This window comes from Acinetobacter sp. Ac8, from assembly GCF_055392545.1.
In genome coordinates this window covers 407,210-425,410 of record NZ_AP043689.1, presented here as the reverse complement: position 1 = coordinate 425,410, position 18,201 = coordinate 407,210, and the positions used below count along the sequence as shown (strand labels likewise).

At 38.2% G+C, this 18,201-nt stretch carries 17 protein-coding genes; 11 read left to right on the top strand and 6 right to left on the bottom strand.

All coding sequences use genetic code 11. The annotated features are described in order from the left end of the window. Positions 1-151: 151 nt before the first annotated feature. Complete coding sequence (locus tag ACZ5QH_RS02030) at positions 152-3,127, bottom strand: cytosine permease (RefSeq protein ID WP_303577685.1); 2,976 nt, start codon at positions 3,125-3,127, stop codon at positions 152-154. Between the two features lie 608 nt (positions 3,128-3,735). Between ACZ5QH_RS02030 and ACZ5QH_RS02025 the strand changes: the two genes are divergently transcribed. Continuing rightward, positions 3,736-4,506 (top strand): TorF family putative porin, encoded by a 771-nt coding sequence (locus ACZ5QH_RS02025; RefSeq protein WP_303577684.1) that lies wholly within the window; start codon positions 3,736-3,738, stop codon positions 4,504-4,506. Positions 4,507-4,689: 183 nt separating this feature from the next. On the opposite strand, the gene ACZ5QH_RS02020 is transcribed toward ACZ5QH_RS02025, so the two are convergent. After that, positions 4,690-5,361, bottom strand: coding sequence for a hypothetical protein (locus ACZ5QH_RS02020; RefSeq protein WP_303577683.1), 672 nt, complete (start codon positions 5,359-5,361; stop codon positions 4,690-4,692). A 329-nt stretch (positions 5,362-5,690) separates the two neighbouring features. Here ACZ5QH_RS02020 and ACZ5QH_RS02015 point away from each other — a divergent pair, with 329 nt between their 5' ends. Beyond that, the gene (locus ACZ5QH_RS02015; RefSeq protein ID WP_303577682.1) at positions 5,691-5,951 is read left to right on the top strand and encodes a PspC domain-containing protein; all 261 of its coding nucleotides are present in this window, start codon (positions 5,691-5,693) and stop codon (positions 5,949-5,951) included. A gap of 125 nt (positions 5,952-6,076) precedes the next feature. On the opposite strand, the gene ACZ5QH_RS02010 is transcribed toward ACZ5QH_RS02015, so the two are convergent. The 3 genes from ACZ5QH_RS02010 to ACZ5QH_RS02000 all read right to left on the bottom strand — a co-directional run bounded on the left by ACZ5QH_RS02010 (position 6,077) and on the right by ACZ5QH_RS02000 (position 9,640). Beyond that, the gene (locus tag ACZ5QH_RS02010; protein ID WP_303577681.1) at positions 6,077-7,177 is read right to left on the bottom strand and encodes an HPP family protein; all 1,101 of its coding nucleotides are present in this window, start codon (positions 7,175-7,177) and stop codon (positions 6,077-6,079) included. A gap of 122 nt (positions 7,178-7,299) precedes the next feature. Continuing rightward, complete coding sequence (locus ACZ5QH_RS02005; protein WP_303577680.1) at positions 7,300-7,716, bottom strand: lysozyme inhibitor LprI family protein; 417 nt, start codon at positions 7,714-7,716, stop codon at positions 7,300-7,302. 439 nt (positions 7,717-8,155) lie between these two features. Further along, complete coding sequence (locus tag ACZ5QH_RS02000) at positions 8,156-9,640, bottom strand: FAD-binding oxidoreductase (protein WP_303577679.1); 1,485 nt, start codon at positions 9,638-9,640, stop codon at positions 8,156-8,158. 153 nt (positions 9,641-9,793) lie between these two features. On the opposite strand from ACZ5QH_RS02000, the gene ACZ5QH_RS01995 reads away from it, so the two are divergent. From ACZ5QH_RS01995 to ACZ5QH_RS01965, 7 genes are all read left to right on the top strand, one after another. Then, positions 9,794-10,312, top strand: coding sequence for a 3'-5' exonuclease family protein (locus ACZ5QH_RS01995; protein WP_056516792.1), 519 nt, complete (start codon positions 9,794-9,796; stop codon positions 10,310-10,312). Positions 10,313-10,552: 240 nt separating this feature from the next. After that, on the top strand, positions 10,553-10,945 hold the full coding sequence (locus tag ACZ5QH_RS01990; RefSeq protein ID WP_303577678.1) for a hypothetical protein: 393 nt from the start codon (positions 10,553-10,555) through the stop codon (positions 10,943-10,945). 106 nt (positions 10,946-11,051) lie between these two features. Further along, entirely contained in the window at positions 11,052-12,029 is a 978-nt protein-coding gene (gene glyQ / locus ACZ5QH_RS01985; protein WP_004718182.1) for a glycine--tRNA ligase subunit alpha, read from the top strand. Next, on the top strand, positions 12,029-14,098 hold the full coding sequence (glyS, locus tag ACZ5QH_RS01980) for a glycine--tRNA ligase subunit beta (protein ID WP_244014826.1): 2,070 nt from the start codon (positions 12,029-12,031) through the stop codon (positions 14,096-14,098). The genes glyQ and glyS overlap by 1 nt, the downstream gene beginning before the upstream one ends. A gap of 2 nt (positions 14,099-14,100) precedes the next feature. Then, a complete protein-coding gene (locus ACZ5QH_RS01975) occupies positions 14,101-14,694 on the top strand; it encodes a DUF6036 family nucleotidyltransferase (protein WP_244014824.1) in 594 nt (197 codons plus the stop codon). Between the two features lie 5 nt (positions 14,695-14,699). After that, complete coding sequence (locus ACZ5QH_RS01970) at positions 14,700-15,089, top strand: hypothetical protein (RefSeq protein ID WP_303577677.1); 390 nt, start codon at positions 14,700-14,702, stop codon at positions 15,087-15,089. 326 nt (positions 15,090-15,415) lie between these two features. After that, entirely contained in the window at positions 15,416-15,799 is a 384-nt protein-coding gene (locus tag ACZ5QH_RS01965) for a hypothetical protein (RefSeq protein WP_303577676.1), read from the top strand. Positions 15,800-15,853: 54 nt separating this feature from the next. On the opposite strand, the gene ACZ5QH_RS01960 is transcribed toward ACZ5QH_RS01965, so the two are convergent. Continuing rightward, positions 15,854-16,246: a hypothetical protein gene (locus ACZ5QH_RS01960; protein WP_303577675.1), complete on the bottom strand. Its 393-nt coding sequence runs from the start codon at positions 16,244-16,246 to the stop codon at positions 15,854-15,856. A gap of 313 nt (positions 16,247-16,559) precedes the next feature. Here ACZ5QH_RS01960 and ACZ5QH_RS01955 point away from each other — a divergent pair, with 313 nt between their 5' ends. Together ACZ5QH_RS01955 and ACZ5QH_RS01950 are read left to right on the top strand one after the other, a co-directional pair. Further along, a complete protein-coding gene (locus ACZ5QH_RS01955; protein ID WP_303577674.1) occupies positions 16,560-17,273 on the top strand; it encodes a hypothetical protein in 714 nt (237 codons plus the stop codon). A 205-nt stretch (positions 17,274-17,478) separates the two neighbouring features. Continuing rightward, positions 17,479-18,132, top strand: a complete 654-nt coding sequence (locus ACZ5QH_RS01950) for a hypothetical protein (protein ID WP_303577673.1) — start codon at positions 17,479-17,481, stop codon at positions 18,130-18,132. The last annotated feature ends 69 nt before the right edge of the window (positions 18,133-18,201 follow it).

Here is an 18,201-nt window from a genome sequence, read left to right as displayed (position 1 = left end):
TCGCTAGCAAGATAATACTCCCCTGCTTGACGAGTCATCGTATTCCCCCTCCCAAACAATATAAAACCGTGCCCAATAACCAAGATTGAGCACGGTTTAATTATGCGTATGGCCATTCAATTAAAACAATCTACGGGAATTTCCCAGTGGGTTATTGCTGTTGAAGGATAAAATCTGCGGCACGTTCGCCAATCATAATACATGGTGCATTGGTATTACCTGACACAAGATCAGGCATAATGGATGCATCAGCGATACGCAGATTATTAAAACCAACAACTTTAAGCTTTGGATTGACCACACTCATTGCATCAATCCCCATCTTGCATGTTCCCACGGGATGAAATACGGTTGCAGCATATTCACGAACATAAGCTTGATAATCTGCATCAGTTTTAACATCGGGTCCGGGTAAGATTTCTTGACCATTGAATGCCTTAAATACATCTTGTTTTAAAATACGCTGTGCCAGTTTAATTCCTTCGATCAGCACGTGCATATCTTGTTCTTTTTCAAGGAAGTTATAATCAATCTCGATCTGCTTTTGGGCATTCACACGTATTTCACCAATGCTCTTTGGTCTTAAAACACAGGTGTGGATTGCATAGCCATGTCCCCATTCAAACAGGCGACCACGATGACTCCGATACCCCGGAACAAAGTGAAATTGCACATCTGGTAAATCTGTTGCCAGTGGTGTTTTTGCAAAGCCTCCTGCTTCTACATAGTTGGTGGTCAACCAGCCTTTTCTTTTGAGTGCATACTGGAATGGTGCGGGCAGTATAGATGCCAAAGCCCCAACGGAAAAACCCAGTGTTTTTGAACTATTTGTTCTAACCGTCACCAAACCATCAATATGCTCTTGCAAGTTTTTACCTACCCCAGGTAAATCAACCTTGCATTCAATACCTGCCTGTTCCAGCTCTGATTTCGCACCGATGCCAGATTTCATCAATAATAACGGCGAAACAAAAGCACCAGCAGAGAGGATTAACTCTTTATTGATTCTGATATCAAAATTTTGTCCTTGTCGTTGCACATGAATCGAGTGCACTTGACCATCACTATGATGAATACGCTCAACCTCGCATTCAGTCACCACTGTAAGGTTTGAACGTGTCAAAATCGGCTGAACGAATGCTTTAAAGCTGGATAGACGCTGACCATCACGTTGAGTCACATCATATATCCCCACACCTTCATTTGATGCAGCATTAAAATCTTGATTTTCTTTTAGATTGAGTAAAGCAGCAGCTTGGATAAAAAGTTTAGATAGTGGATTCGGATCTTTCGGATGATCAACAAACAACTCACCATCAACACCATGAAAAGCCAAGTCTTGCTGAATGACATTTTTTTCAGAGCGTTTAAAGAAGGGTAAAACCTCTTTCCAGCCCCATCCAACACAACCTTTCGCCTCCCAATTGTCATAATCAGAGGCATTTCCGCGAATATAAATCATACTGTTCATTGAACTTGAACCACCGACCATTTTGCCACGTGGGGCATGGATTTGACGATTATTCAAACGTTTCTGTGGGGTAGAAAAGAAATTCCAGCTGTATTTTTTACTCTTATATAACGTGATCGTTCCTGCTGGAATCTGAATACGTGGCGAATTATCAGCAGCACCTGCTTCAATCAAACAGACACGGGTATTTGGGTCTTCACTTAGTCGATTAGCAATCACACTCCCCGCCGAACCCGCGCCAACGATGACATAATCATAGCTATGTTGCTGTAATTGTTGATTGTCTATTTCAGGTAATGTGCGTTTATATAACATTGCCACAACATAATACAATGGGCTAACCACCAGTAAACCAACCGCCCATGAGATATCCACTTCACCCAATAATTTAGCAAGCGGACCAACATACAGCGGTGTAGATAAAAATGGAATCTGAATCAAAATCCCAATCACATAACAGATTAATGCAGGCCAATTGAAGTAACCATAAATCCCACCATCCGGTTTAAAGAAAGATGGCACATCATATTCAGTATGATGGATAAAGTAATAATCGATGAGGTTGATGGCTGTCCATGGAATCAGTACACACATGAGCAAGAGAATAAAATTGACATAACTCTCAACAAAGCTTTCCGAACTTGAAACAGATAAGAACATCGCCACACTAAATAAGCTTAATGCCACTATGGTTCTGGTAAGCACTCGCGGTGACCAACGGTGAAAAATCGTTTGTAGAATAGTGATGCTCGATAAAGTACCACAGTACAAATTCATCGAGTTTGTGGCAGCAATCCCGAGAGAAAAGACGATAATCAAAGCGGTACTGAATAGACCTGAACCAGTTAAATGAATTAAGCCTTGAATAAAGTCACCACTATAGGCACGAGCAACGGTTAAGCCCAAGATCATTGAAATCAGTGAGCCGAGTGAACAGCCCCAATAGCTTGCCCAAAATGCAGTTTTTGCCCCAGTCGCTTTAGGCAAATAGCGGGAATAATCTGATACATACGGGGCATAAGCCAACTGCCATAATGCGGCAATGGATAAGGTTCCCATAAAGCCAATGCTTGAAAACGTTCCCAGCTGAAAGAAATCTTGGGGGAAGTATTGCGAACTAAATACACGAATAAAAGCAGCAAGCAGCATTAAACCTGAAAGTACCGCAAGGATTTGGGTGTATTTATGAATGAGTTTATAACCAAAAATAACTGCAATCAGACTCCCAATCGCAATAATCGTAATGCCTTGTACCTTGGAAATCGGCTGATAAATTGTATGTAGCGCTTCACCACCAACCACCAAATTGGATGCATAAAAACCCAAGTACATAATCACCACGACGCCAACAACAAGCAAAGCCCCATAGAAACCAAATTGCCCGCGTGTCTGAATCATTTGCGGCACTGCAAGTTGTGGGCCTTGCGCAGAATGCAGTGCGACAAAAATCGCACCAACAAGATTGCCTAAAACCAATGCCATTAAGGCGGAAAAGAAACTCAGATTAAAAACTGTAACTGCCAATGAGCCCGTAAACATAGTCAACAACATAATGTTTGAGCCAAACCAGATCGTAAATAGATCGCGTGCGTTACCGTGACGTTGATTTTCAGGAATTGCCTGAATCGTACTACTTTCCATAGTTGTGATAGACATAGGAATCCATTCCATAAATAAAAAAGTTATAACCAATCTTACAATTGGCTTAAATTTTTATATTCAGTATCAAGCCTTTAGTTTTTTTAAAGTAAGACTAAAAAGGACTGAATAACGTAGTTACTCCATCGTAAAGAGATCAAAATCATTTGCGAAATCACCTTAAAATTTAAAATAAAGACCATCTAATATTTTGAAAATATTGAGGTCAGAATAATCACGAACAAATTAAAGAAAAAATTATCTCAGGCCTGTATTTGATCGATGTTCAATATCGACCTATACACCAGCTTGAGTACCACTTGAATTGAATAAAAACGATGGGTGAAAAGCAGATCATTGATCTAGGGTTAAAAAAGTAATTTATCGTTCAAAAGAATTTTTTATTAAAAAATAATTACATAAATAATCATTAAAAAAATTTAACTCAATTGGATAAAAGTCATCGTTATACCCAAGCGATTCAGATTTTTTGAGGCATGTGTTCTGAATATTCTATTATCTCTTTATAACATCACTACTTAAGATAACAAAAACAAAAATGCGTCGTTGATCGACATAAAAAAGGATTTTGGAATAATCCAAATTTTTACGAAAAGGAAATCAATATGATTAAACCAGTAATTTTATCGGTAATGCTGACAACAATGGCAACTCATTCTGCTATGGCCTCAGAAACAGGACATTCATCAGGTCTTAGCTTAAGCGGTTCTGCTGCACTGACAACGGACTACCGTTTCCGTGGACTCTCCCAATCTCGTAATGATCCTGCGGTACAAGGGACCTTTGTACTATCACATGATTCTGGTTTATACGGCGGAGTCTTTGCTGCCAATACGGACTTCGGTGGTTCAACATCACCACATTTTGAATTTACCTCATATATTGGCTATAACACGGCATTAAATTGGTCTGAAAAAGTTAAGCCAACACTAGATTTAAGCTATAACCGATTTAGCTATCCAGGTTGGTCGGATTGGGCATGGCATGAGTTTTCTGCACGTTTAACCTTTAATGATATCTTTTTAGGTAAAGATAGCCTCCTCACCAATATTAATTATAGTGATGACTATATCGGGTTTGCAGGTGATGCATGGAACTTCACCTTAGGCTATTCAGTACCATTGGCTGAAACAGGTTTTGGTCTGACGTCAAGTATTGGTTATTCCATCATCCAAGATAAAGGTGCATTGATTGATGTTGATGCCGACAATTACATCGATTGGAAGCTTGGGGTGAATTATCAATTTAAAACACTTGAAGGTTTAACTGCGGAGTTATCTGCGGTTGGTACCAATTTGAATACCGATCAGCTCTCTAAAAGTGAAAAACGTACAGTCGCAAACGGTGCAATTTTTAGTTTAACCAAAGCGTTTTAACATTGCGTTTTTAGAGGATACACAATGTTCAATTACTCTCTGATTTTCGAAGATTTGTTCAATTTAAAAATGCTTTTTTGAAATGATCATTCATTTCAAAATTTTAAATGCATCATTCTGGTGGGCGACACCCTAAAGCCCCACCAGATTGTTTAATTATCAATTTTTCTAGCTACCAATTTTTTAATTATCAAATTTCTTTAACACATAGGCTTTTGTTGGTGCGGTATGGTGTTGACTAAAATAAAGTCGATTTTCTTCAGTGCCATTGACTATTTTATCAATATCCATCACTAAGTCATTTTGTGCATCCACGTTGTAATAGAACTGAATACCTTCAATTCGATTAATCACAATTTCATGATTTACTTCGTCATAGGCCCAAGTATTTTTTTGATAACCACGGTTCGGCTTGATATCACTATTTTCATAGGTCATTTTCCCCATATACACAAAGGTACGATGTGCAGTTCCGTCTGGGAGTAAATTAATAATAAACTCCGCACTGCCTTTGTCACACTTGGCAAACGGATCTTCACAACTCATTTGTACATGATAACGTCCTACAAATGCCTCAGCTTTTGTGGAAACCACGTCACTTTGCTGGTCTTGCCCTTTCATTTCTACCATTGCAGGCAAGGTGGCTTGACCCGCGAGATCGGTCAGTTTTTTCCCTTCACTTGCATTGGCACGTGGTGGCGTTTGTTGCAAAGCAAGTTCGCTGGATGAATTTTGTGTGTCAGATGCACCTTGTTGTTTATCATTTGATTTTGAGGAATCGCAAGCACTCAGTACTGTACAAATACTGATGCCTAAAATTCTAAAAAAAATTACTTTATGAAAAGTTAAATACATAAATCCAAATAACCCAATTGCACCGTGCCAGACACATCAAAAATCAATGTGTATATCTATATCTTATTGCGTTGTGCCGTTTCTCGAAATCTTAACGCTGTATTTTTTACAAAAGTATAAAAAACATATTTATCACCACCGCCACCTAGATCGGATTGGACACTTTTTACATTATTTTGAATGATTTAACTGGCGTTGTTACACAGTCTTAACAATTTTAATTGGTGATTCACTTGAAGAATCAAACAGAAACGCCACTATTTACTTATATGAATTCATTTTTAATTTTTTAATCATGAATGATGATGAATAACTTTAAGGAGATTTAAATGGCCAATTCTGGTTTATATCGTTCAAGCCGACACAATATGATCGCCGGTGTAATGGGCGGTATTGCTGAACGTTTTGGTTGGAATGTCACATTACTACGAATTATTTTCGTGATTGTTTCATGTTTGAGCGCAGCTTTCCCAGGTATTTTAGTGTATTTGGTGCTTTGGTTAATTATGCCAAAACAAAAATTGCAGCTAAATGAATCACAAAGCTATGAACGCCCTGTACGAACCATTTATGAAGAGAAAACCCATTAATTGACTTCGATTTAAAGATATAACCCTTTTCAGCTACAACAGTTCCCCCAAACTGCTGTAGCTTTTTTTATACCGCATCATTTTTAAACGGTTTTATTTTTAAACGGTTTTATTTTGAAACAGTATCATTGTGAATTATTGAGTTGTTGCTGTAATGCTGCAATCATATCTGCGCGACTAATGATCCCGACCATTTTTTGATGATCAACCACAGGGATATAATTAAAAGAGCGTTCAACGAAATAAGGCACTAAGTCTTGAATCGGTTGTGTCGGCTGTACAGTGACCACTTGCCGATTCATAATTTGTTTGACCAAATGTTCCCAAGGGGCACGCGCATCGGCAGCGCGTTTAAACCACTCTACAATTTCATACAATGCCAATGTGCCAACCAGCTCCCGATCAGCGTTGAGCACGGGCAAACTCATCAAATTCACATGTTTAAACTTATCTAAAGCTTGTTGAATATCATCTTGTTCATCCAAGCTCAGCACATCTTTGCTCATAATATCTTGGCAAAGATATTGATGTACTGCTCTTGCATTGGCCTTTTCTTGTGCTTCTAAAATAATTTTTTGTAAATCATATTCACTAATATCTAAGAGCTGTGTCTGTTGTTCTAACACATCTTGAATATCTTGCGGTTGAATGGTGACTTTTTGTGTCGGGGTTGGATCCTTAGAACGTGTATTAAGCTGTGCAACTTGTGGAAATTGCTTTCCCAACATACGATTAAAAATGATTGCAATCACCAGCAGCAAGACTGAATTGAGTAATACTGGGTAAAAGATAAATTGATAACCCAACTGGTGAATAGATGCACCACCCAATACGGCAGTAATCGCCACCGCACCACTTGGCGGATGCAATGAATCTGTACTCATCATCAAGAATATCGACAATGCAACAGCAACACTAAATGCCTCGGTTGGATTGGAAATAAAGATGGCACAAGTCACGCCGACTAAACCTGCGATGGTATTTCCCACCACCATATTCCAAGGTTGTGCTAAAGGACTTGCGGGTACAGCAAAGAGCAATACCGAGGACGCGCCCATCGGTGCGATATACCATGCATTAAATCCACCGAGTACATACCAACTGATCAATGATGACACTGCTAATCCGAGCAGTGCACCAACACCACAGACTAAACGATCTTTTAGCGGTAAAACTTTAAAATTGGGTTTTAAGGTATTTAACCATTCAAGTTGCGTATGAAACACGACAGTCCTGCGCTTTAACACGGTTTAAAGTGTGAATTATACGATGTTGTGGTTATAAGATATATTTATTATCTATCTTAAATGGATAAATTTTTCGCTGATATTTCTCATCTACTGATTTTTCACTGAGCATATTCAGTCAATTGATCAAGTCTTTTTCCATATTCTTGCATTGGACAAGACGCATACATGGGTGAACCAATATAACTTCCAGCATTTTGGCACTCCTGATCAACATAAGCTTTCCATAAGCGTTGTGATTTCATGATGTCGTTATAACGTTCTGGCTGATGGTTTATCTGACTCTGTTTTTTGATCTGATCGAGAACTTTGACAATTTCTTTTTCATAATATGCCCTGCTCTGGTTACTACATGATTCAACCACGGCATTGTTGATGTTGCCTAAAGCCAGTTTTTCGATGGTTTGTTCAACACATTGGTTATATACATCGGGTGAAGCAGCACTCTGTTCTGCATAAGCCGATATTGAACAAATAGTTGTAGATAAAACCATCATGATTGTGCATGCTCTTATCATATTTATTCCTTTGTTGTTTTGATCATGGCTCAATATAGCAATAAATCGATTTTAAAGGCTTTGTTTTTAGCACCCAGTCTGAGCTTAATCCTATTGATCGCGTTTTTTCTTTTTATGAATCATCAATATGATATACAGTCTTTACTCACAATATTTGGTATCAGCCTAATCGTTTATCTGATTTATTGCATTCTTGTCATTCCAATTGCTTATGTCATTTCACTTTGGCTTGCACATCAATATTGGCTTAATTTTTTCAGTATTTTCGCCGGCTCACTGTTGATGTGGTTAATTGTCAGCATCATTGGCTATCTGGTTTTTACTGGGTCATTGCCTACACCGCTATGGAAACTATTGAGCGATTGGTTTTTTTATGCAATTTCTGTATTTGCAGGGTGCTGTTATTGGGTTTTGTTAAAAGTATTCTCCAGACCATCATTCACGACTCACGATAATGTAGATAAAACTGATTACTAAAAATCTCCTCTGGATCATATTTTTTCTTCAAACTAAAAAAGGCGTCCGTTTGCGGATAGGCTAAACGCATCTTGTCGCGACTCACATGTAAACGATAAGGCAAATAAAATGTGCCTTGGTTTTTAAGTGTAATATCAACCAATTGCTGAGTCAGTTGTTGCATATCCTGCTCTTGTTGTGCGGTCTTCTTTTGATTAAACAGAAACACCAAGCCAAAAACATCCTTTCGGGCATAATTCATAAATGCATCATGATCATGTTCAACTTCACGAATCGTGATATTGAGTAGATCCACTTTTTTCGTTTTTAAAACAGGCTTGAGATCTTGAATAAACTGAGCCAAGTGCTGCTTTGGAATAAAATATTCATGCAATAGATCGGTTGAATGGATATCTTTATTTTCAATCAAGGCGGCATCCTCACTGAGAATTTCATTGCGACTAAACGTCGCATAAGGCGATACTGAATTCAGGCTACTTTCTAGATCCCAGCGGAGTCGTTTGCCGTATTCACTATCGACAGAACCACGAAACACAATCCGCTTGGTTTCAGCGTTTTTACTTTGCTGTTGTGACAAGGCTAAAGGTTTTTTATCAATTTTTTCAAAATAGTTTAAGGTTGCCTGCTGTAAAAAATGCTTATCTGAAATACGTAACCGACCATAAGCAAATTGTACATTTGGATTATTACTGACAATCTTTTGGTACGCGTTTACATAGTCTTCAGGTAATACTGAAATTGATTGAAATGTTAAAGCGACATTATCCACAACTTTTAATTTTACATCGAGAATAATGCCAAATAATCCATAGCCACCAATCACCAATTTAAACAGTTCAGGATGTTCTGTACGGCTACATTTTACAATCTCTCCCTGTGCATTCATCAAGGTAAATGACTCAACACTGGATGAAATCGGGGGTGAATTCTTTTGCCAACCATGCCCATTGACACTGATCGAACCGCCAATCGAGAAATTACTAAAAGATTGCATCACTGCAATTGATTTACCATAGCCGTCTAAATACCGAAGGGCCGCTTCCCATGTTGCACCCGAGCCAATCGTGAGAATATTGCTCTTCTCATCAAAGCTCATGTAGTTATAGGGCAGCATATTCAGTGCAATACCATCAGGGTAAATCGTATGCCCTCCCATACTGTGCTTAGCTCCCGCAATCGAGACTTTTAGATGATGTTCAGCTGCATATTTAAGTAAAGTTTTAAGTTGTTGTTGAATCGCTTCGGGTGTACTTTCTACATCGACAATTTTATGCACTTTTGTCAAATTAAGATGACTGGCATCATCCCGATAGCCTATAGGAATATGCTCAATTCCCTGTTGCTCATTGATTTTTGTTTTAAAAAGATGAATCGCAGGAATAGAAATAACTGCCAATAGAATAAGGAAAAGGCTTAGCCAAAGTTTGTTTTTCTGTATTTTTTGCATAATGAATGATTTAAAAATGTTTTAAATTTATTCAATAATTTATAAGCTATAAATATTAAAAAAGCAAAATACTGATAAAGTTTGTCAGCGATCAGAATCATCATTTATAATGACTTCCACCATAAAAACAATATCTTAAAATAAGGAGAATATATGGCTTATATTATGGTGGACATCGAAGCAGATGGTCCAATTCCCGGTGATTACTCAATGATTGCGCTAGGTGCAGTGTTGGTCGAAGATCATTTACATCAACAATTCTACGGTTTACTTAAACCAATTTCCGAAAATTATATTCCTCAAGCGCTCGCAGTTTCAGGCTTTAGTCGTGAAGAAACCCTAAGCTTTAACAATCCTGAGCATGTTATGAAAGACTTTGCCAAGTGGGTGAGCAAAGTCAGTAAAGATCGCCCTATCTTTATTAGTGATAATAATGGTTTTGACTGGATGTTTGTCTGTTGGTATTTTCATCATTTTACTGGCAGTAATCCCTTTGGATTTAGTTCACAAAATTTAGGCAGTTTGTATAAAGGACTGGTCAAAGATAGCTTTCAAAGTTTTAAGCATTTACGTAAAACAGCACATACCCATAACCCTGTTGACGATGCCAAAGGCAATGCAGAAGCTTTATTGGCAATGAAAAAGGATTATGGATTGAAGATTAAGTTTTGATTGATCTTTTCTAATTTTGCTACAGCCCAATAATGATCTTGTGCATTTTATCATCCTCTAAATTCGCCCCTATGATTTCTAAATAATTCATTTACTTAACATTGAATGAATCGTTGTGACATCGTCATGATGAACTTCCGACATTCAGTTTTTGCAGCGCCATTTACCTTTATAAAGTTCATGAATATAAATTTTTTATGTTAATATCAAACATATAATTTAACTTATTTAATTTTACCAATGAATAAAACAACTCATTTCATCATTTTAACTTCTTCTTTTTTCCTTGCTGCATGTAGTACATCAAATGAACCTGTAATTTTAGAAGCAAAGCAAATTGCAATGACGGGCGAACCATCAAGCACACTTGAACTTACGCTGATTAAAAAAGATAAAATCTGCATCTTAAAAGCAAAAACCACTTCTAAAAATATACCAACAATAGAAAAAGATTGGGCTTTTTTTAGGGACGATCTCATTTTAATATCTGAAAATTCAAGCTCGGAACCCGTAATCAATAGTGATGCTCCAGATGCAAAAATTGAAGAGCACATTGAGGAAATGAAAATAAGAAAAGAGGCCAAAGAAATGAAAAGTTTTATCTCAAAAGAAAATCTGAAAAAATGTACATAAGTTGATCTGCGATAAGAATCAATATTTATAGACTAACCTTTGCCACACCTCCCCAAAATCCTTATACTTAGAACCAATTTTTTCTAATACTTATAGTGGATGCTGCATGAGTCGCGCCATATCGCATATTGATACATTCCAAGGCTTAATTCTTGCCTTACAAAACTACTGGGCTGAACAAGGTTGTGTGGTGTTACAGCCTTACGATATGGAAATGGGCGCAGGGACATTTCACACTGCAACATTCTTACGTGCGCTTGGGCCAGAAACATGGAACGCAGCATACGTTCAACCCTCACGTCGTCCTAAAGACGGTCGTTATGGCGAAAACCCAAACCGTTTACAACACTACTATCAATTCCAAGTGGTGCTTAAACCGAACCCTGACAATATCCAACAACTGTATCTAGACTCTTTAGAAGCGATTGGTATTGACACGCTTACACATGACATTCGTTTTGTAGAAGACAACTGGGAATCTCCAACATTGGGCGCTTGGGGCTTAGGTTGGGAAGTGTGGTTAAACGGTATGGAAGTGACTCAGTTTACTTACTTCCAACAAGTCGGTGGGGTTGAATGCTACCCAGTCACAGGTGAAATCACTTACGGTCTTGAACGTCTGGCAATGTACTTGCAAGGTGTTGATTCAGTTTATGACTTGGTTTGGACCAAAGGTCAATTTGGTACAGTCACCTACGGTGATGTGTTCCATCAAAATGAAGTAGAGCAATCAACTTATAACTTTGAATATGCCAACGTTGAAAAAATGTTTGAACTCTTCGATTTTTATGAAGCTGAAGCAACCCGTTTAATGGAAGCGGAACTTCCACTTCCAGCATATGAGCAAGTCATCAAAGCATCACACAGCTTTAACTTACTCGATGCACGTGGTGCTATTTCTGTCACTGAGCGTCAACGTTATATTTTACGTGTGCGTACTTTGGCACGCTCTATTGCACAAAGCTATGTGGCTGCTCGTGCCAAACTCGGTTTCCCAATGGCTGAACCGCATTTACGTGACGAAGTGCTTGCACAGTTAAAGGCACAAGTTGAAGCAGAAGCAAAAGCTGAGGAGAATAAATAATGTCTAAACATACAGTTTTATTCGAACTTGGCTGTGAAGAATTACCGCCTAAAAGCTTAAAGACCTTACGTGATGCATTACAAGCTGAAACGGTTAAAGGTTTAAAAGACGCAGGTTTGGCATTTGATTCAATTGAAGCTTATGCAGCACCACGTCGTTTGGCATTAAAAATTGTCAATGTTGATGGTGCACAAGCAGACACTCAAAAGCGTTTTGATGGTCCTGCCCTACAAGCTGCTTATGATGCAGAAGGCAAACCAACCAAAGCCTTAGAAGGCTTTATGCGTGGTCAAGGCATTACTGCGGATCAAGTATCAACTTTCCAAGCAGGTAAAGTTGAAAAAGTTTGTTATTTAAAAGATGTGAAAGGTCAAAGTCTTGACGCTTTACTTCCACAAATTTTACAAACAGCACTAGATAACTTACCAATCGCAAAACGTATGCGTTCTGCTGCAAGCCGTACTGAATTTGTTCGTCCGGTGAAATGGGTCGTCTTGTTAAAAGACAATGATGTGATTGATGCAACGATTCAGGATCATAAAGCGGGTAATCTGACCTATGGTCATCGTTTCCATGCCCCTGAAGCAATTTCATTAACAAATTCAGATGATTATTTACCGAAATTAAAAGCAGCACATGTCGTGGCTTCTTTTGAAGAGCGTCAAGCGATCATTGATCAACAAGTTAAAGCTTTGGCTGATGAAGTCAATGCGATTGCCATCGTTCCTGCGGACCTGCGTGATGAAGTGACTGCATTGGTTGAATGGCCTGTTGCGTTACGTGCAAGCTTTGAAGAGCGTTTCCTTGCAGTGCCTCAAGAAGCCTTGATCACCACGATGCAAGACAACCAGAAGTATTTCTGTTTGGTCAATGCAGCACATAAATTACAGCCTTATTTCATTACTGTTTCCAATATTGAGTCTAAAGATCCGACTCAAATCATTGAGGGTAATGAAAAAGTTGTACGTCCTCGTTTATCTGATGCAGAGTTTTTCTTCTTACAAGACCAAAAGCAACCGCTTGCTTCTCGTAAAGAAAAATTAGCCAATATGGTCTTCCAAGCGCAATTGGGTACACTTTGGAACAAGTCTGAACGTATTGCAAAATTGGCTGTGGCGTTATCTGCAATCACGGGTGCAAATCCTACTGATGCTGAAAAAGCTGCACTGCTTGCAAAATGTGACTTAACTTCAGAGTTAGTCGGTGAATTCCCTGAACTTCAAGGGATCGCGGGAACTTATTACGCACGTATTGAAGGCGAAAATGATGAAGTTGCTGAAGCTTTAGGTGAGCAATATTTACCTAAGTTTGCTGGCGATGTTCTACCAAAAACGAAAACAGGTACAACCATTGCCCTTGCTGATCGTTTAGATACCCTCACAGGTATTTTCGGGATTGGCCAAGCACCGACAGGTTCGAAAGATCCATTTGCTTTACGTCGTTCTGCGATTGGTATCTTACGTTTGGTGACTGAAAATAATCTTGATGTTTCGATTGAAGAACTGATCAAGCTTGCTTTGGCTGCTTATGGCGATGTATTGAAAGATCATGCGAAGACTTTAGCCGATGCTGTCGCATTCCTTGAAGGTCGTTACCGTGCTAAGTACGAAGACCAAGGTGTTGCGGTTGATGTGATTCAGGCTGTTCAAGCACTTTCTCCAAAATCTCCACTTGATTTTGATAAGCGTGTGACAGCGGTAAATCATTTCCGTAACTTGCCAGAAGCTGCTGCTTTGGCTGCTGCCAATAAGCGTGTTGCCAATATCTTGGCAAAAGAAGCCGCACCTACAGGTGAGGTTGTTGAAGCTAAATTGCTTGAAGATGCTGAAAAGGCGCTTTATACCGAGATTCAAAATATCAAACCTGCGGTTCAACCACTTTTGGACGCGAAAGACTACACCACTGCGCTTTCTAAGTTGGCTGCGCTTCGTGCACCGATTGATGCATTCTTTGAGAATGTGATGGTCATGGCAGATGATGCAGAACTCAAAGCAAACCGTTTACGTTTACTTGCACAGTTACGTGACTTGTTTACAAGCGTTGCTGATATTTCGGTGTTACAGCACTAAGTATGACGATCTATAGTAATTCTCCAATTACTATCGCTATTCTCAAGCTCTTTCAAGAGCTTGAGAATTACATATTAAAAAATCATAAGAATTTACCGCATGGCGCTGTAAAGGCTTTTATTTTTGGTGGTTGTGCATTTCATATTCATACCAATGCTCGTGGTAGCAATGATATAGATGCTGAAATTCAGGCAATCCAGCAATTAAAGAAACACGATATAGTTGTGTTTTTAGAAAATAATGATGTTGAATATTTAGATGATAATAATCTTGAAACTAATTTAGAGTTTGATCGTAGTTTTAACACCAGCCTTGCATCTGTCGACCCTGACTACCTTGAAAGAGCGATTCCATTAGTTGCCAATCGTATTGTTGAAGTTTATTTAGTATCCGGTTTAGATTTAGCCATTTCAAAACTTGCTCGTTTATCTGATAGAGATATCGAAGACATCAAAGAATTATACCTTAATGGTAAGTTTTCTCTTGAAGCGTTTAAAAAATCAGCGAATAATGCTGAAATGTACTATGCGACTCCTGAACAATTACACTCGAATATTCAATATATCGTGTCAATCCTTTCGGAGTTAAGAGGCTAACTCATATGATGAATCAGGTAGAGTTTGAACACGCTTTAAATACGTTGTTAAAACAACCATTATCATCGGCAACATTTAGTGAAGTGAAACCAGTTGCTGAGGCTTTACTCTATTCAGAGCTTTTACCTTCTATAACAAATAATCTAAGTACGCTTGAAACACGCCGTTTAGTTTTCTTACTTGAAAAATTTAGACGCTATTCATGTTCTAGCGTATCCCGTAGACAACAGTTAAAGTCTTTTTCAGATGATTTGTCTTTACAGACCACTCATCTTGACTCAAGCCACTTGGTTGATCCTTTAGCGCAAAGATTTGGTTTAGATGAAGATTTAAATCATTTAAAATCACAATTACTCACACTTCAAACGCGCCATTATCATCAAGAGCATGGGTAAAAATCATTCGCTGTTTCCTCTTTTACATTAGGCGACGAATGTATTCTTTAAGAATGTGATGGTGATATAGCGATGGGAACAAATCGTATAAGTCTACTTATGCAGTTATACGATTTTTTATAAGTGTTGCGGATATTTCGGTGTTACAGCACTAAGTAGAAATATAAATTATAACCCGCTTTCGAGCGGGTTTATTTTTAGTCTCCGCTTTCCAAAACGCATAAATAAATGAAAACATAACAATAAAAATTAACAATCTAAAACTAAATATTCCCAATACATTGTATAGACTCAATTGATCAAGTTAAGTTTAAGATCAAAAGCATATGAATTCTAAAATATTATTATCTGTACCTTTAATCGCGATCGCTCTCACCGCCTGCTCAACTACACCCACCAATCCAAACGCTCCAACTGTTTTAGAACAACATAAAAATATCTCTGCTGAACCAAGCACAAAACATAACCTTGCCAAACTCATCAAACAAACAGACAACTGTGTCATCGAATTTACTGGCAACTTTGAAACGGGCAAAGCCACAGAACATTGGATTTTTAAAGGTGATCAGCTCATCTCAGCATTTTCAAATGTAGACGCTGAAGTCGAAAACAAACAAACTGTTTTTGACCCAAAAGATGCTGAAAAGCTTAAAAACTTCAACTCACTTAAAAACAACTTTAAAGCATCAAATCTGGAAAAATGTAATTAATCTCGGCACTTCACTTTGTTACGTCGTTGAAGCTAAAAGCGCTAACGTGCACAATCATTTCGCTCTTTTAGCCACATAAATCACGGGATAAATCCAAACAAGGACGCCAATAAGTCCAATCGCAGCAAATATGAAACGATTTGGGAGGTAATGATTAAACCAATAATAAATTGGATTTAAACCCAATTTAAACGAATTCATCATTGCGTAGAGTATCGCAATCATCAGCACATGAGACAAAATCAGATGTCCAATAGATAGCTGATATTTCCTAAAATATTTTGCAAAATAAAGGCTTGGAATCAAATAAATTAAAAATACCACGCCCATCACAATCCAACTCATTATTTGATGGCTGGAAGACAATTCATCACCACAGCCGCAGGCAAAACTGGGTTTTAAACTCAATATAAAGGTGAGAAATATCAAGATTATTATATTTTTCATTATGATGATTAAACCAACAATTTAACCCAAAGCTTATGTCGTTTTTGTTTTAATAACAAGCTAGAAATTCTTACAGAAAATGCTTTTATCATCATTCCCATATTCTTATAAGCATCAGAATTTAAAAAGTAAAAACGCTCAATTCCCCCAAACACATCTGGCCGTAACATTCATTCACAATTCTTACACTATTGTTAAAACTCTGTAGATAAGCTGTTGCTGTTTTATCTCAAAGACTATTTTTATACATATTTCACATTATTATAGGCAACACTCAAACTTGAACTCATTCAGGTACAGGATAAAACTAATTATGAAAATGCTTAAAACAACAGTGATCGCCACAACACTTCTTGCCAGCTCTCCTCTTTTTGCCAATACAGATGTAAGTGCAAATGCTTCTGCTGAAGTGGGAACCAATGGAGGCATTCTAAGCAACATTGGTCAAGGTATCCATAACACAGCAGACAAAGTGGGTAATGGAATTGAAAAAGGTGTTGATAAAACCCGTGATGTGTCTAAAGACGCTTGGGATGGCACCAAGAATACTGCTGCTAAAGTAGGTACAGGTATTGAAAAAGGTGTCGATAAAACCCGTGATGTATCTAAAGATGCATGGGATGGCACTAAAAATGTTGCTGATAAAGTCGGGACAGGTGTGGAAAAAGGTGTCGATAAAACCCGTGATGTATCTAAAGATGCATGGGACGGCACTAAACATGCTGCTGATAAAGTCGGGACAGGTGTGGAAACAGGCATAGACAAAGGTAAAGTTGCGACGAAAGGTGCGTGGGAAAATACCAAAAAACTAAGTTCTGAAGCGGGTCATAACACCAAAGAAGCAGCTGTTAAAGTAAAAGACAAAACCAAATCAGCGACAAGTAAAACTTGGCAGAAAACCAAGGATTTAGTTAAACCTAAACCAGCAAATACAGGTGCAAAAGTAAATTCACAAACCCATGTGAAAACACCAGTAGGTAGCGCTAAAGTCGCCGTATCTACAGACGCTAAAGTTGCTACAAAATAATTTAAATTTAATGCACATTTAAAAAAGCTCACTTAGGTGAGCTTTTCTTATACATCTGCCAGTAATTTGGTATGCAATGTATACATATGTTTTCTTGCTGTAGGATTTTTCTTTCCATTTTACTTTTTATCTAAATAAAACAGTATGATAATCCCAATTAGCACTGAGCGAATCGCTACAATCATCATAAAGGGATCAAAACATCATGAAGATGATCAAAAGTCTATGTGTGATCACTGCATTACTTGCAACACCATCACTCTATGCGCAAACCAATACTCAAAATCAAACCCAGCCATATGGTGATAATCCAAATATTTTTAAAGTATTGGCACATAAGACCGGTGAAGCTGTACAGAATACCGCTGAAAAAGTAGGTGATGCGACCGAAAAAGGGATTCAAAAAATTAAACCGTCTTTGGATGAAACCATTGAAAATACCAAAAAATATACCACTGAAAAAGCTACTGAGGCTCGTGATAGTACCCGCCAAGGCATCGATACTGCGGTAAAAAAAGTTGAGCAAACCAAAGATCGAGTGATGGGTAAAACCAGTTTAAATGTACCGATTGAACAAGGTAGTTTAAGCCAATCTTCGACCACACCCAATACGACGAATACTGTAACTGCTGCAACTACAGCAAACGTTCAAAATACGCCGATCACCACACAACCTGTTCAACCCACAGTTCAAAATCAATTACCCAACAATGCGCAAGAAGAACCTGAAATTAAAAAACAGTCATTACCAATCGAGAACCAAGAGCGTGATGTCAACGCCAATACCACAGGCTCAAAAGACACCAACTCAACCAATACGCAAAGTTCAACAGATGATGAGGTTGGTGTACCAAGATAAGCAGTTAAACAACACACTTAATCCGTCGATCTCCACACCACCTTGCGCTACTCATGTTAGGTGATAGCA

Coding starts and splice junctions, on each gene's coding strand:
- ACZ5QH_RS02030 (WP_303577685.1), bottom strand. CDS start 3,127: ATGTCTATCACAACTATGGAAAGTAGTACGATTCAGGCAATTCCTGAA.
- ACZ5QH_RS02025 (WP_303577684.1), top strand. CDS start 3,736: ATGATTAAACCAGTAATTTTATCGGTAATGCTGACAACAATGGCAACT.
- ACZ5QH_RS02020 (WP_303577683.1), bottom strand. CDS start 5,361: ATGTATTTAACTTTTCATAAAGTAATTTTTTTTAGAATTTTAGGCATC.
- ACZ5QH_RS02015 (WP_303577682.1), top strand. CDS start 5,691: ATGGCCAATTCTGGTTTATATCGTTCAAGCCGACACAATATGATCGCC.
- ACZ5QH_RS02005 (WP_303577680.1), bottom strand. CDS start 7,716: ATGATAAGAGCATGCACAATCATGATGGTTTTATCTACAACTATTTGT.
- ACZ5QH_RS02000 (WP_303577679.1), bottom strand. CDS start 9,640: ATGCAAAAAATACAGAAAAACAAACTTTGGCTAAGCCTTTTCCTTATT.
- ACZ5QH_RS01995 (WP_056516792.1), top strand. CDS start 9,794: ATGGCTTATATTATGGTGGACATCGAAGCAGATGGTCCAATTCCCGGT.
- ACZ5QH_RS01990 (WP_303577678.1), top strand. CDS start 10,553: ATGAATAAAACAACTCATTTCATCATTTTAACTTCTTCTTTTTTCCTT.
- glyQ (WP_004718182.1), top strand. CDS start 11,052: ATGAGTCGCGCCATATCGCATATTGATACATTCCAAGGCTTAATTCTT.
- glyS (WP_244014826.1), top strand. CDS start 12,029: ATGTCTAAACATACAGTTTTATTCGAACTTGGCTGTGAAGAATTACCG.
- ACZ5QH_RS01975 (WP_244014824.1), top strand. CDS start 14,101: ATGACGATCTATAGTAATTCTCCAATTACTATCGCTATTCTCAAGCTC.
- ACZ5QH_RS01970 (WP_303577677.1), top strand. CDS start 14,700: ATGATGAATCAGGTAGAGTTTGAACACGCTTTAAATACGTTGTTAAAA.
- ACZ5QH_RS01965 (WP_303577676.1), top strand. CDS start 15,416: ATGAATTCTAAAATATTATTATCTGTACCTTTAATCGCGATCGCTCTC.
- ACZ5QH_RS01960 (WP_303577675.1), bottom strand. CDS start 16,246: ATGAAAAATATAATAATCTTGATATTTCTCACCTTTATATTGAGTTTA.
- ACZ5QH_RS01955 (WP_303577674.1), top strand. CDS start 16,560: ATGAAAATGCTTAAAACAACAGTGATCGCCACAACACTTCTTGCCAGC.
- ACZ5QH_RS01950 (WP_303577673.1), top strand. CDS start 17,479: ATGAAGATGATCAAAAGTCTATGTGTGATCACTGCATTACTTGCAACA.